Source organism: Enterococcus sp. AZ067, assembly GCF_051715005.1.
In the GTDB taxonomy this organism is placed as follows: Bacteria; Bacillota; Bacilli; order Lactobacillales; family Enterococcaceae; genus Enterococcus_D; species Enterococcus_D casseliflavus.
The window spans coordinates 2,542,841-2,557,958 of the sequence record NZ_JBIOSY010000001.1; the positions used below are offsets into that span (position 1 = coordinate 2,542,841).

A 15,118-nucleotide genomic window follows, 5' to 3' on the forward strand; every position below is an offset into this window, starting at 1 on the left:
TGCCCTTAGGTCTTCTAGGTTGAAATGGTTTACCAACGCCCATTCCCCCTTTGAGCGGTCTTCTCGCAATTAAATGCTAAGTTTTCTCTTAGAGTATTGCAACAGCGGATACTCTTTGTTAAAATTTTTGCTTAGATACAACTTAAAAGGAGCTACTACATATATGCAGAAAATAACCAAGTTCGGGTATTCCTTCGTTGCTGCTTTGGCAATCCTCTTTGCTGCTGTCGGCATCCCCCTCGTTTCATATGCTGATGATACAGCAATGAGCATCGAAGAGATCCAAGATTTTTCGATTGACGCCAAAGCCGCCTACTCCATTGATTTTGACACAGGGAAAGTGTTGTATGATCAAGATGGCGAGACAGCCATGGGTATTGCCTCCATCACCAAGATCATCAGCCTCTACCTTGTCGCTGAGCAAGTAGAACAAGGAACGATCGCTTGGGATGATCCTGTGCCGATTTCCGATTATGCCGCTAATCTCAGCGTGTCCCCTAACTTATCAAATGTCCCTTTGCATCAAGACGTTACCTATACAGTAAAAGATTTGTATGATGCCAGTTATATCCAATCTGCAAATGCTGCAATCGTCGCGCTCGCGGAGCTGATTGCTGGGTCTGAAAGTGCCTTTGTGGATTTAATGCAAGAAAAAGTGCAATCATGGGGCATCACCGATGCAAAAATCGTCAATGCTTCTGGCTTGAACAATGCTTATCTTGGGGAAAATATTTACCCAGGATCAACTTCAACTGATGAAAACGAACTATCCGCAAAAGATGTGGCATTGATTGCCCGTCATTTGTTAGAAGACTTTCCAGATGTTTTGGAAGTAACCAGCCTTTCAACGAAACAATTTGGTGAAGGTTCCTACTCGCCTGTCGAGATGGTCAATTGGAACTGGATGCTTCCAGGTTTTACGAATACGAAAGATGGTGTCGACGGTCTGAAGACTGGTACGACAGATATGGCAGGCGCCTGCTTTGTCGGAACCGCCGTTAAAGATGGCCAACGAATCATCACCGTGGTGCTAAACGTCAATGGTCATGCAGAAAATCCTAGTGTTCGTTTTATTGAAACAGGCCGTTTGATGGATTACTCGTTTGACGCTTGGGAACAAGTAGAGATTTTACCAGAAAATGCGCAACTAGAAGATACCCAGACGGTTGCAGTCAAAGATGGGAAAGAATTGAGTGTGCCCGTTGCCTTAAATCAAGGTTTGACCTTATGGGTACGTGGAGATATGGATGCCACCGCCTTTGAAACAACCATTGACTTTAATGAGCATTATCGTGATTCTGCCCTGCAAGCGCCATTGACTGAGGGCACAGAAGTTGGTACCGTAAGTGCTTCGATTCCAGCTGATACGCTTGGTTATATTGATGATTCCGATCATGACGAGACTGCAGGATTGATCACAACACAAACAGTGGAAAAAGCCAACATCTTTGTTCGTGCTTGGCGCGGCGTGTCCAACTTTTTCAGTAATCTTTTTTAACCTAAACGAAAAAATCTGTCCGAAGCAAAGACTGCTTCTCGGACAGATTTTTTTTATTCTACTGTTTCCACCGTTGCTGTTGCCAATGGTTCTACAGGGAAAAACAATTCAACTTCCCCTTCCTTAAAATGAGGAAGATACCTTTCTTGGATGGCTGCTGACAACTGGACGTTGTTTTCTGGTAAAATTTCCATCAGCATTTTTTCAGTCATCATCGTTAAGTTTTTTTCATCTGTTTTTACAACGAGATAGGTCATTGCGGGCATTTCCCAACGGACCCAACCGACAGGAGGAAAATTTTCTGTCTGGACTTGAACGCCTGCCAAGTAGCGACCGGTTTCTTGCCAAGGCTCTAACCAATTGGTGCCATCACTCATCAAGCCCCAAAATTCCAGTTCTTCTGCCTTTTGATCACTTACGAGAAATTCGATCTCTTCAAAATCCTTTGTTGCAAGTTCCCAGAGCGCTGGTACCCAAGAAGCACCTTCTTCTGCTAACCCCTTGCCCTCTTTTCCAATCACATAAAAAGCGGGTCGTTCGACGCGAATCACTTCACCTAATTGCATGTTCCTTCCTCCTTCTTTCCTTCATTTTAGCGAATTGCAAGAAATTCAGCAACTTTGACCTTAGCAACAAGCAATTTCTGCCATTTTTCGGTATACTAAGTGTATCGTTAAAGGAGTGAAAAACATGGATTTTACGCAATTGCTGATTTTTGCCATCAGCTATGTGTCGGGCGTGATCGTCGTTCAGAAATGGCGCAAGAAAAAAGATGATCCGGATATTTTCTTTTTTGAATGTTGTTGGACGATTCTAGCCCTGCTAATTTATTTAGCTGTCTCAGAATTACGGACAGGTAGTTTCTTTATTCTGATACCCGTCGCCTTCGCCGGCCTTTTTTTATTTTCTTATCGGCGCAACAAGCACCAACTTGTAAATGGCTTGCTTTTTAATTTGTTCGTGCTGGCTTTTGGCGGCTACTTAGTCATTAATTTATACCGAACCCAAGACATACTCGTAGGTGGTCTACTCGCTGTTTTACTGGCAATCTTCGTTGCTGTACTATTATTCGGTTTGGCAACACTCGTGGTCTTTCTTTACTGGAATTCCATTATCGTACTACGAAGAGAATCGCGATCGATCGCCAATTTGTTAACCCTGATCTTAGCGGTGGTTTTGACCGTTTTACTATTTTCAGATACCCTTTTGCACTTTTTCCCAGATTGGATCCGAACCTTATTCGGCATTGTTCCCCTAAGTCTTTTGTATCTGTTTGTAGTCTTTTTGAACTTTTTATCCATTTCAGTCATTTATCAGTTCAACCATCCTCGCTATAATCAGGATTTTATCATCGTCTTAGGTGCAGGCCTTTTGAATGGCACCACGGTCTCCCCTTTATTGGCAAAACGCATCAATACAGCGATCTCGTTCTACGAATCGCAATTTAAAGCGAAAAAAACCGCGCCTCGATTACTGATGTCAGGCGGACAAGGAAGCGATGAGCAGCTGCCGGAAGCTGTTGCTATGAAAGAATATGCGATTGCCCAAGGCGTACCAGAAGGTGAGATTTTAGTGGAAACAAATTCCACGACTACTTATGAAAACATGAAATTTTCGAAAGAAATCATGGATTCGCTTAAGCCAAACGGCTACAAAGCAATCTTTGCCTCAAACAATTACCATATTTTTCGTGCTGGTCTCTATGCAGATCAAGCCCAACTTAAAGCGGATGGTATCGGAGCACCTACTGCCTTTTACTATTTACCGAATGCCTTTTTAAGAGAATTTGTGGCAATCCTTTTTATGCACAAAAGACGACATTTAACGGTATTGATCACCTTACTGATTCTCTATGCAGGAGCAGCGATCCTCCAACTTATTTTTGGCTAAACAAACAAAAAAAGTTCTTTGAACCAGTTGGTTCGAAGAACTTTTTTCTTATTGAATCGTGCGATGTTTCTTCCAGAAGCGTTGTTGCCATTTTTCTTTCATGCTGTCTGTAAGGGGTTCTGATGCTTCTTTGATCGCACAATATTTGTCCACCATCGTGACGATATAACTTTCTTTATAGCGTGGTGGTGCAATCGTTGCTCCCCACATATGTTTCAAGATGATATCTTTTTCAAGATCACTAAGTTCAGTGATTTTTTCGGCATTTTTTACTGCGATTCGTGGATGCATGTACGCATGGGTACCTTCGTCAAACTTTGTAGTACGCCAATCGTAATAAAATAAATCATGAAGGAGTCCTGCACGAGCTGTTGCACGAGCATCGCCGCCCCATTTCTTGGCCAATTTGTAACTATAATAAGAGACGCTGATCGAATGTTCCAAACGTGTGGAGTTCATATGCTGCACAAAATTGGCTAATTTTTTTACAGCTTCTGTTTCTAACAGGTCAGCCACGTAAGACATATATTCGCTATCTTCTTGCCATTTTTCTGTCATAAATTTTTGTCTGCCACCTTTTTTGATCTGCTTGATTGTTACAAGACAAAGTATAGCACCTATTCCTGCAAGTTTCTAGGTGAGGTGCAATAGATTCAAATAGTTTAACAGTTCCTTAAAAATCTAGCTGACAGCAAAATACATCAAAATACCTGCCGCAATGGCGACGTTCAATGATTCCGCCTGACCATAGATAGGAATATATAGATTTTTATCGGTCAATGCCAACAGTTCCTGATTGACCCCTTGCCCCTCGTTGCCTAAAATGAAGGCAGCCGCTTGTTCTTTAGGAAGCTCGGTATAAGGGACTGCTTCTTTGTTTAACTCGGTACCATAAATCGCCACACCAGCTGCCTGCAGCTGCTTTAAAAATGGCGGGATCGCTCCTTCTACGATCGGCAGATGATAGTTGCTACCTTGCATGCTGCGCAAGACTTTGGTGCTGTAGAGATCGGCTGTTCCTTCGCCGAGAAAAACCCCGCTGAATCCAGCGGCATCCGCTGTTCGAATCATGGTGCCAACGTTTCCAGGATCTTGCACATTATCTAAAATCAGCCAATTGCCCGTCAGTGTCTGTAAGTCTTGTTCTTGCTTTTCCACCACGGCAAAAATCCCTTGTGGTGTTGGCAAATCAGAAAGCATCGCTGCGATCTCCTCTGTGATCAAATAGCTTTCTTCCTGATAATAATCGAGTTGCCCATTGGCTTCACTTAACCCTCGCGGGGTCACCAACAATGCTTTGATGGGTACTTGTGCATGCAATGCTTCTTGCACCAAATGCCAGCCATCGATCAAATAGCTATTGGTTTGTGTCCGATGTTTTTTTTGTGTTAGTTTTTTGATTTCCTTGATAAAGGTATTTTTTTTCGATTGAATTTCTTTCATCTTGTCACCTCGATTCATTATAGCATGAGTCAATCGATCTAACTTGTTCTTTTACTGAAAAAACGCTATCATATAAAGCAGAGGAGGGATTGTCCATGAAGAAACTACGAATCCATGTGCAAGGACGTGTCCAAGGCGTCGGCTTTCGTTATACCACAAAAATGCTTGCCGATCAGTTGGGCGTCACCGGATCTGTAAAAAACGAAGCGGATGGTTCTGTTTCGATTGAAGCAATTGGCGATGACAAAGCCATCGATGCCTTTGTTGCTGGGGTTAAGGATTCTCCTTCACCCGCTGGGAAAGTAAATCAGATCGACATCCAACCAGACGATGACATCAAAGAGCGTAGGAGTTTTGAAGTAGTTTACTATTAACAATTGAATGTTTTCTAAGTCGAAAGATTGATTTTTCAATGAATTTCTCTTTGTACATTGAAATAGTCGGTCTTTTTTAGTATAGTTATTTTTGTCTAAATTTATTGTGAAGAGGAAGAATAGAATGTCTAAAATGAATAAATGGCTGCTTTCATCAGGATTATTTGGCCTGTTATTAGCATTATCAGGCTGTGTCAGTACCAATGCTGATGGTACGCCGAAAGAAACAGGAATGATTTATCGCTTTTTGGTGAAACCATTAGGGGATATGATCACGATGCTCGTTGAAAACTTCAACTGGTCTTACGGCTGGGCGATCATCGCCGTAACGATCGTTGTCCGTGTCATTATCTTACCATTAGGGATCCATCAGTCTCGAAAAACGATGGTTCAAAGTGAAAAAATGCAGTTTCTGAAACCTCAAGTGGATATTGCGCAAGCCAATTTGAAAAAAGCAACCACTCGGGAAGAACAAATGCAAGCGCAAGCGGAGATGCAAAAAATTTACTCTGAAAACAACGTCAGTATGTTTGGCGGTATCGGATGTCTCCCTTTGCTGATTCAGATGCCGATCTTCTCTGCTCTTTATTTCACCGCTCGTTACACACAAGGAATCCAAAACTCTGAATTCTTTGGCGTATCATTAGGCGACCCAAGCATCCTCTTTGTGGCGATTGCTGGTCTTTCCTACTTGGCACAAGGATATATCTCAACCATCGGGATTCCTGAAGAACAGAAAAAAACGATGAAAACCATGTTGATCGTTTCTCCATTGATGATCGTTTTCATGTCCATGAGTGCACCAGCTGGTGTGACACTTTACTGGGTAGTTGGTGGGGTCTTCAGTTGTATCCAAACGTTTATCACGAATGTCATCATGAAACCAAAAATTCGTGCCCAAGTCGAAGCGGAAATGAAAGCAAATCCGCCTAAAACGGTAGTTACGCCTCGTAAAGACGTAACGCCTGAAAAAACAGAAGCTGTCAAAAAAGCGTTGAACACGACAAAGCCTAACGGAAAAGGTCGTAACGCTGGCAAGCAACAACGGAAGTAATTCTTGACCAAATCGCTCATTGGGCGGTTTGGTTTTTTGTTGTTTTCAAATGGGAATCAGTTGCTTCTTCTATTGCCTTTCGCTATAGTAAATGAGAGGTGAGCGCATGTTTCAAGCATATATCAATATTTTTGTCATTTTCAGTCTCATGTTTATCGGTTATTGGTTGTCTTACAAACAATGGTTTTCTAATCGAACCGCCGATACGTTTTCAAAACTGGTGTTAAATGTCTCATTACCCGCCAATATGTTTTTGACGATCATTAAAAACTTTACGAAAGACGAGTTTCTCTCATTAGTTTCCGGGATGATCATCCCTTTACTTTCCATGATGATCACTTACTTCGCCGGTTATTTATGGCGCCGTTTCGCGCAAGTTGAAACCAAACACCATGGGGCATTTTCCGCCATGTTTACCTTTTCCAATACGATCTTCATCGGCTTACCGATCAATTTAGCCATTTTTGGTGAAAAAGCCGTTCCCTATGTGTTATTGTACTACATCGTAAATACGACATTATTTTGGACCATCGGTATTTTTGAGTTAGCAAAAGATAACCCCGATTTCGGCGAAGCCCGCATTTCCTTTCATCCATTGGTCATGCTAAAAAAGATTTTTTCGCCAGCCTTGATTGGTTTCATTATCGGCTTGATCTGGATGCTGTTCACATTACCACTGCCCTCCTTTGTTGATGGGCTTGGAAGCTACCTAGCAGATTTAACGACGCCTCTATCAATGTTTATTATCGGGATCATCGTGTACTTTGGCGGGCTCAAGAACTTGCGAATGACCAAAGACATTGCTGGTGTCCTGTTTGGTCGCTTCATTCTTTCGCCTCTCGTTGTATGGCTATTAAGCAGAATCATCCCTGTTCCTGAATTGATGCTTTCTGTGTTTATTATTCAAGCCTCTATGCCCGTCCAAAACTCTGTCCCGATCCTTGTACGAAACTACCAAGGGGATGAAGAATTTGCAACTTCATGTCTAGGCTATTCCGTATTACTGTACATGGTGTATCTGCCTGTTTTGCTTTTTTTCTTTTTTTAGCTAGTTAACGAACTTTGTCGAAAAATACTCGTTACCAAAGGCATTCGCTTCTTTCGGTAACGAGTATTTTTCTTCTCTTTGTATGGTAAAGGTTCGATTGATTCGCTGTCCGAACGGCAACTCCCCTTATGATTTGTCACTATAGATCACGATTTTTCTGATTTTCGCCAGATTGTGACTGCTTAGGTCGATTTAACAAACAAGACAAAAAAGCCCATCATGCAGAAACTAGCTATACTAGATGCTGCAATGATGGGCTTATTTTTTAAGTGGACAGCCGTTGGCTTACAACATATCGAACAACGACAACTGATTTTCATCTGGTAGATCTTTTAGAACACCGTTATCCGTCATGTATTCAATCAACGTCTTAGATACTTTCCCGCGATTGGCGAGGTCTTCTTTCGATAAGAAGGGACCATCTTTTCGTGCTTCCACGATTTGTTTCGCTACGTTCAGCCCTAAACTCGGTACTGCTCGGAACGGTGCGATCAATTTTTTCCCATCGATCACGAAATTTTCTGCATCGGATTTATACAGATCGATCATCCCGAATTCATAGCCGCGCTCCAGCATTTCATTGGCTAATTCCAGAACCGTCAACAGATTTTTTTCTTTCGTTGACGCATCCATTCCCTTGTCATTGATTTCTTGCATCCGTTCTTTTACGGCATCTTTTCCTTTTGACATGGCAATCAGATCAAAGTCGTCTGCTCGGACAGAGAAATAAGCACAGTAATAGAGAATTGGGAAGTACACTTTAAAGTAAGCCACCCGCAACGCCATCAAAACATACGCCGCCGCATGGGCTTTCGGGAACATGTACTTGATCTTCGAACAAGAATCGATATACCATTCAGGGACATTGTTCTCCCGCATCGCTTGCAAGTAAGTGTCCCGCAAGTCGTCAGGGATCTTGTTCCATTGCCCTTTACGAACCGTCTCCATGATTTTAAAGGCCATCCCGTCATCTAAGCCAGCATGGATCAAGTACACCATGATATCATCCCGACAGCCGATTACTTCTGCTAGACTGGCATCTCCGCGACGAATCAGTTCTTCGGCATTGCCCAACCATACATCGGTACCATGGGAAAGACCAGAGATCTGCAGGAGTTCAGCAAAGGTTGATGGATGGGTTTGATCCAGCATCCCCCGCACAAAGCGGGTACCAAATTCTGGGATGCCTAATGTGCCGGTTTTCGAATAGATCTGCTCTTCGGTCACACCTAACACATCCGTGCCGCCAAAAATACGCATCACTTCTGGATCATCGGTAGGGATCGTTTTAGGATCGATGCCTGATAGATCCTGCAGCATCCGAATGACTGTCGGATCATCGTGTCCGAGGATATCCAGCTTCAAGATATTGTCATGAATCGAATGGAAATCAAAGTGGGTCGTTTTCCACTCCGCATTTTGATCATCCGCTGGGTATTGGATCGGGGTGAAATCATAAACATCCATATAGTCGGGAATAACGATGATCCCCCCCGGGTGCTGACCAGTCGTCCGTTTGACGCCTGTGGCACCTTTTGCCAGGCGATCGACTTCGGCTGCTCGATAATGAAGATTATGATCGCGCTCAAAGCCTTTTACGAAACCAAAGGCTGTTTTATCGGCTACGGTACCGATCGTTCCTGCACGATAGACGTATTCTTCACCGAAGAGTACTTTCGTATAGTTATGGGCTTCTGGCTGATATTCCCCTGAGAAGTTCAAATCGATATCGGGTACTTTATCGCCGTGGAAACCAAGGAACGTTTCAAAGGGAATATCGTGGCCATCTTTGTTCAGACGGGTGCCGCATTTTGGACATTTTTTCTCTGGCATATCATAACCAGAACCATACGAACCGTCTTCGTAAAACTCCGAATACTGGCAATCGGGACAATAATAATGAGGAGCTAATGGATTGACCTCAGTGATCCCCGTCATGGTTGCCACGAAACTAGAACCGACTGATCCCCGTGACCCTACTAGATAGCCGTCTTCATTGCTTTTATGAACGAGTTTTTGTGAGATCAAATAGATCACGGAAAAGCCGTTCCCAATGATCGAATCAAGCTCTTTTTTCAAACGTTTTTCCACGATCTCTGGTAATGGATCGCCGTATAACTCTTTGGCACGGTTGTAACTTAAGTCGGTGATCTCTTGTTCTGATCCGGGAATCTTTGGTGTATACAGATCATCTTTTACCGGAATGACTTTTTCACAAAGATCGGCGATTTTATTCGGGTTCGTCACCACGATTTCTTTCGCCGCTTCCGGACCTAAAAATTGAAAAGCGGTCAGCATCTCATCCGTAGTACGGAAGTGCACGTCTGGTAGGCTATGACGATTCAACGGATTGGCGCCTCCCATGGAATTGATCAAGACCTTGCGATAAATGGCGTCTTCTTCGTTTAGGTAATGGGCATTCCCAGTAGCCACAACAATTTTCCCTAACTCTTCCCCCATTTTTACCAGATTCCGAATGATGTCTTCTAGGTCTTTTTCACTTTTCACGAGTTCCGTTTCCAAAAGATGGGCATAAACTGCTTTGGGCATGACTTCGATGTAGTCATAAAACTTGGCAAGTTCTCGTGCTGCATCGACCCCTTTTTGCATCATTGCGACAAAGACTTCTCCTTTATCACAGGCGGTTCCGACTAACAATCCTTCCCGCAATTTCACCAATTCTGAACGTGGGATTCGTGGGACTTTATCATGGAAGTACTTCACATTCGACATCGAGATCAACTTGAATAAATTCTTCAATCCTGCCTGTGTTCGAGCCAAGATCGTGGCATGGAAAGGTCGAGCTGCTTTGTAGGAGTTCTCGCCCCCCACGTGTCGGTTCAACTCTTCGTGCAGCAGCATCTCATGTTTTTCCATTGCTTCTTTGACAAAGATCCATGCTAAATGACCGGTTGCCTCCGCATCGTAGATCGCTCGGTGATGTTGTTCTAAGCTGACACCGAATTTTTTGGAAAGGACACCTAAACCGAATCGCTTAAACTCTGGATACAAATAACGAGCGAGTTCCAATGTATCAATGACGGGATTTTCCGCTTCTGGAATACCGTATTTTCGATAACTGGTATTTAAGAAGCCCATATCAAATGACGCATTGTGGGCAACTAAAATGGCTCCTTCAGAAAACTCACGAAACAAACGTAAGACTTCTTCTTCTGATTTTGACCCGCGAACCATTTCATCGGTGATTCCCGTCAGTTCTACGGTCGTTCGCGATAACGGATGACCTGGATCGATAAATTCATCAAAGGATGCCTCCACGTTGCCTTTATGCATCCGCACAGCAGCCAACTCAATGATGGTGTCGTATACTGCAGACAACCCAGTGGTCTCCACGTCAAACACGATATAAGTAGCATCGGTCAGTGGAACAGGCTGAGGATTGTAGGCAACCGCTACGCCGTCATCCACGATATTGGCTTCCACACCGTAAAGAATTTTAACACCAGCCTTTTCTCCTGCATGATGGGCATCAGGGAACCCTTGCGCTCCACCATGATCGGTGATCGCAATCGCCTTATGGCCCCATTTGCCTGCTTGAGCGACAAAATCCGCCACGTTGTTGGTGGCATCCATCGTACTCATATTGGAATGCAGGTGGAGTTCGACCCGTTTTTCGCCTTCAGGTGCATAGTCTTTGCGAGCTTCGTGTTTAACTTCCAGCAAATCTTGCGCATTCATAACAAGATCTCGCATGAAGGTATCTTCTTGGACGCTACCGCGTACTTTGACCCAACTACCTTTGGCGATGGCATCAAAGACTTGTTCATCTTTTTCATTGTTGGAGAATTTTTTCACACTAAACGATGACGTATAGTCGGTGATTTTTAAGATCAAAATCTTCCGTTTTGAGCGCAGTTCTCGGACTTCTTTATCAAAGACATAGCCTTGGATCGTGACCCGACGTTCTTCCTCAATGATATTGATCATCGGTGTCACAGGTTCATCGGCAGGAATATTACGTCCCAAAGCGATTGGTCCGTCAAATTCGACTGTTTTGACTTCTTTTTTGCGTTGCTCGTGAGCCATCAAGTTCTCAGCAGCTTGTTGTTGGAACGCTGCTGTTTGCTCTTCCTTGCGTGCTTCAAGTTCTTTTAAGGCCGCCTCCGCTTGCTCTTGGTCTAGCTGCGGCAAGATCCGAAATTTTTGAAAGCCGAAGGTACTATAATTTTCCTCAATGATCGGCAAGTACTGCTGCTGCAAAATCGTGATGACCGCATCATTGTTGACTGGCAAAATCACTTTGTTCTCTTGCAGCACAGGCATTTGGTTTTTGATCACTTGATGAACCAGTGGTCGATCACAATTTTGATTGGCTAACGCTAATGGCCAATATTCTTGAATGAATTGCTCATCAAAGGAACCATCTTGAGCTTCAATGATGATACGAACTTCCGCAATCTCTTTAAACGCCAATTCAATATGTTGTTTAAAAGACTGATACACCATCACCGGTAATAAACGTTCAAATTGGAAATAAAACGTCCACGCTTTTGATTGTCGATGCACGGTCACTTGTTTGATTTGGGCAGTCTGCATCAACGGATGCTGCCGAAGATTTGGGGCAGCTGCAATTTGGTCTAATAATATCTCAAAGGTCTCTCTTTCTTTTGACAATTGAAGATCCTCCTTTTCTCAGTACTCACTAGTATACCTCTTTTTGCCCTCATTTTCATTAAAAAATCGAGAAAGGATTTCCTCTCTCGATCTGCTATTCATTCTTGTTCGTTCCTGTTTATTCCTGATTGGCTAACAAAATCGTCAGGGTCGAAGCGACTTCTTCTTTTCTCACTTCAACGGTCGCACCAGTATGCTTGATTTTGATCTCCACGATGCCTTCTACGGCTTTTTTACCGATAGTCAAGCGAATCGGACAGCCAATCAAATCGGCATCTGCAAATTTGACCCCTGCACGTTCATTGCGGTCATCTACCAGCACTTGATAGCCGACTTGGTTCATCATTTCTTCTACCTCTTCACTTAAGGCATTTTGATAGCTATCTTCAATCGACGTTTGAATGATATGCACATCAAATGGGGCAATTTCTTGGGGCCAATCGATCCCAAACTCATTGCCGTATTGTTCGACGATCGTTGAAAGCAGCCGAGAAATCCCCAGCCCATAACAGCCCATGATGATTGGTTGCTCATCGCCGTTTTCATCGACAACCGTCGCTTCTTGCGCCTCACTGTACTTGGTTCCTAACTTGAAGATATGGCCAACTTCGATTCCTCGCGTAAAGGTTAAGGTTCCTTTTCCATCTGGGGAAGGATCACCTTCTTGAACCAAGCGAAAATCGGCAAAGGCTAATGGTTGAAAATCACGCCCCACATTCGCATTGAGATAATAGCTTTGTTTTTCTGCCGCTGGAACGATCAGATTCGCCATATCTTGGACATGCTGATCGGCGTACAACTGGATCGAATCAGCAAGCGCAATGGGACTGCGCAGCTGCGTCTCACTCGTCAGATAAGACTCCGCTTCCTCAACAGTCAGCACCTTCACTTGATCAGCGGCTAAGTAATGCTTGACCTTTGTTTCATTGAGGCTGTGATCGCCTCGTAATAACACCATAATGACTTGCTCGTCAACGAGTAATAAAGATACTTGAACGATTTTTTGCAAGTCTGTTTCGTATGCCTGCGCCAGCTCCTCTAACGTTAAAGGCTCATCCTGAACGACTTTTTGTAATTCTAAATAGGTCTCGTGAGATTTTTTGGCGATGTATTGACTGGTTGCTAATTTCCAATTGGCGACATAATCGCTTTCGGTCGAGTAGCAGATCAGCTCTTCGCCGATCCCCGACAATGCCAAAAATTCTTTCGAATCTCTGCCACCCATCAAGCCATTGTCCCCGACCACGGCCCGATACTCGATCCCACAGCGTTTCAATATTGCATGATAAGCCATTTCGTAACGATTATAGGTTTGATCTAAGCTGGCTTCATCGGCATGAAAGGAATAGCCATCTTGCATGATAAATTCACGGCTGCGGATCAATCCAAAACGCGGCCGCTTTTCGTCCCGATATTTCGTTTGGATCTGATACAAGCTCAATGGCAGCCGTTTATAAGACGTGATCTCGTTTTTGATCAATGTCGTAAACGGCTCTTCATGAGTAGGTCCTAAAACGATCTCTCGTTCATTTCGATCTGTTAATCGATACAAGGATTCACCATACAATGAGGCACGTCCTGACTCCTTCCATGGCTCATACGGAAGCAAAGAAGGCATCGCCATCTCTACGGCATCGATTTGTGCCAATTCTTCACGGATGACCCGCTTGATCTTTTCTAACACCCTTTGTGCTAGCGGCAAGTAAACATAAATGCCTGCCGCCACTTGTCGAATATACCCTGCCCTAACTAACAGTTGATGACTTAACGTCTCCGCATCGCTGGGGGTTTCCCGCAATGTCGGAATCAAACATTTTGACTGTTTCATTTTTTTCTCCTTTGCTACAAAAAATCATGTTCACCCGATCAACAATTGATTTGCTTGTGCGTCTTATTTTTAAAAGAAGAAACGTTGGATATCATTCCAGGTAACGAGAACCATCAGCAGCATCAAAAACCCAAACCCAATCAGAGTAATGATGCCTTCTTTTTCTTGGCTGATTGGCTTGCCTCGCAAACCTTCTAAAATATTTAAAACCAGCTTACCGCCATCCAATCCAGGAATCGGTAATAAATTAAAGATCCCCAAGTTGATAGAAATCATCGCCATCATCGCGATCACCGTTGTTCCCCCTTGCGATGCAGCTTGAGAAGACAGTTGGAAAATCGCTACCGGTCCACCCAATTTATTGATATCTGGTTGGGCAATCAAGTTGCCGACTGCTCTAAAAATCACCAGTGAATTGTCAATGGTCGTTTGCAAGCCGCCCAGTAAGATATCTCCGATCCCAGTTTTTAAGGAAGCGGTGATCCCTAAGAAACCAATCGTGGTCTCCCCTGATTCTTGACTCGCAGGAGTTGCCGTCAAATCAAGTGTTTCTGATCCTCGTTTGACTGCTAGAGCAATCTGAGTATCTGGGTACTTTTGGATCTCAGTCGTTAATTCTGACCAGTTAGAAACATCGACACCTTCGACAGCTAAGATTTCATCGCCATTTTGCAGCCCTGCTTCAGCTGCCGGTGTTCCTGCTTCGATTCCTGTCACGATGGTTGCATCTTGATTCGCAACACCACCTTGTGCAAACACCAACCCAGTGAATAAGACCAAGGATAAAATAAAGTTGTTCATCGGTCCAGCAAAATTCGTCAGCATTCGCTGCCAAAGCTTTGCGGACTGGAATTGAACGTCTTTAGGTGCGATCCGAACTTCAACGCCATCTTCATGGATGATCGTTGCATCATGATCCACAGCGTACGTCATCGCTTCTTGTTCATTGCCATTGATGAACCCTGTGATCGTCAACTTCTCCTCCAAGTCAAAGTCGGTCACTTCCATAGGGATCGCTTGCGGCAATTGGATCTTTTTGCTCGTATTGATTTTGATAACTTTGCCAGTTGCATCTTGAACCAAGGAGACTGGCATACCTGGTGTTAATTCTGTTTCATCTTCACCCCAGCCCGCCATTTGGACATACCCGCCTAATGGCAGCATCCGAATCGTGTAGGTCGTCCCATCTTTCGCTTGATGCGCGAACAATTTAGGCCCCATACCGATGGCAAACTCTCTTACTAAAATACCTGCCCGTTTTGCAAAGAAGTAGTGTCCAAACTCGTGAATCACTACCACTACGGAAAAGATAATGATAAATACAAGTATCGTTTTCATGCTCGTTCCT

Annotated in this window: 11 protein-coding genes; 5 read left to right on the plus strand and 6 right to left on the minus strand. The window is 43.8% G+C overall.

Going from position 1 to position 15,118, the window contains the following annotated elements:
- The first annotated feature begins 163 nt into the window (after positions 1-163).
- Positions 164-1,498 (plus strand): serine hydrolase, encoded by a 1,335-nt coding sequence (locus IGI82_RS11995; RefSeq protein WP_087627745.1) that lies wholly within the window; start codon positions 164-166, stop codon positions 1,496-1,498.
- A 53-nt stretch (positions 1,499-1,551) separates the two neighbouring features.
- Here the strand turns inward: IGI82_RS11995 and IGI82_RS12000 are convergent, their stop codons facing one another.
- Positions 1,552-2,064, minus strand: coding sequence for a GyrI-like domain-containing protein (locus IGI82_RS12000; protein WP_438842272.1), 513 nt, complete (start codon positions 2,062-2,064; stop codon positions 1,552-1,554).
- A gap of 124 nt (positions 2,065-2,188) precedes the next feature.
- Between IGI82_RS12000 and IGI82_RS12005 the strand changes: the two genes are divergently transcribed.
- Positions 2,189-3,388 carry a YdcF family protein gene (locus IGI82_RS12005; protein ID WP_016610745.1) on the plus strand — a complete coding sequence of 400 codons (1,200 nt, stop codon included), beginning with the start codon at positions 2,189-2,191 and terminating at the stop codon, positions 3,386-3,388.
- Between the two features lie 48 nt (positions 3,389-3,436).
- On the opposite strand, the gene IGI82_RS12010 is transcribed toward IGI82_RS12005, so the two are convergent.
- Complete coding sequence (locus IGI82_RS12010) at positions 3,437-3,946, minus strand: HD domain-containing protein (protein WP_005229452.1); 510 nt, start codon at positions 3,944-3,946, stop codon at positions 3,437-3,439.
- Between the two features lie 123 nt (positions 3,947-4,069).
- Positions 4,070-4,831: a TrmH family RNA methyltransferase gene (locus tag IGI82_RS12015; protein ID WP_438842273.1), complete on the minus strand. Its 762-nt coding sequence runs from the start codon at positions 4,829-4,831 to the stop codon at positions 4,070-4,072.
- Positions 4,832-4,926: 95 nt separating this feature from the next.
- Here IGI82_RS12015 and IGI82_RS12020 point away from each other — a divergent pair, with 95 nt between their 5' ends.
- The 3 genes from IGI82_RS12020 (at position 4,927) to IGI82_RS12030 (ending at position 7,307) form a co-directional block, all read left to right on the plus strand.
- Positions 4,927-5,205 (plus strand): acylphosphatase, encoded by a 279-nt coding sequence (locus tag IGI82_RS12020; protein ID WP_438842274.1) that lies wholly within the window; start codon positions 4,927-4,929, stop codon positions 5,203-5,205.
- A gap of 124 nt (positions 5,206-5,329) precedes the next feature.
- Positions 5,330-6,259 (plus strand): membrane protein insertase YidC, encoded by a 930-nt coding sequence (gene yidC / locus IGI82_RS12025; protein ID WP_010749323.1) that lies wholly within the window; start codon positions 5,330-5,332, stop codon positions 6,257-6,259.
- A gap of 106 nt (positions 6,260-6,365) precedes the next feature.
- A complete protein-coding gene (locus IGI82_RS12030; protein ID WP_438842275.1) occupies positions 6,366-7,307 on the plus strand; it encodes an AEC family transporter in 942 nt (313 codons plus the stop codon).
- A gap of 285 nt (positions 7,308-7,592) precedes the next feature.
- On the opposite strand, the gene IGI82_RS12035 is transcribed toward IGI82_RS12030, so the two are convergent.
- The 3 genes from IGI82_RS12035 to rseP all read right to left on the minus strand — a co-directional run bounded on the left by IGI82_RS12035 (position 7,593) and on the right by rseP (position 15,108).
- A complete protein-coding gene (locus IGI82_RS12035; RefSeq protein ID WP_086295594.1) occupies positions 7,593-11,942 on the minus strand; it encodes a PolC-type DNA polymerase III in 4,350 nt (1,449 codons plus the stop codon).
- Between the two features lie 118 nt (positions 11,943-12,060).
- Positions 12,061-13,770 carry a proline--tRNA ligase gene (locus tag IGI82_RS12040; RefSeq protein WP_438842276.1) on the minus strand — a complete coding sequence of 570 codons (1,710 nt, stop codon included), beginning with the start codon at positions 13,768-13,770 and terminating at the stop codon, positions 12,061-12,063.
- 69 nt (positions 13,771-13,839) lie between these two features.
- Entirely contained in the window at positions 13,840-15,108 is a 1,269-nt protein-coding gene (gene rseP / locus IGI82_RS12045; RefSeq protein WP_438842277.1) for an RIP metalloprotease RseP, read from the minus strand.
- Positions 15,109-15,118 lie beyond the last annotated feature (10 nt).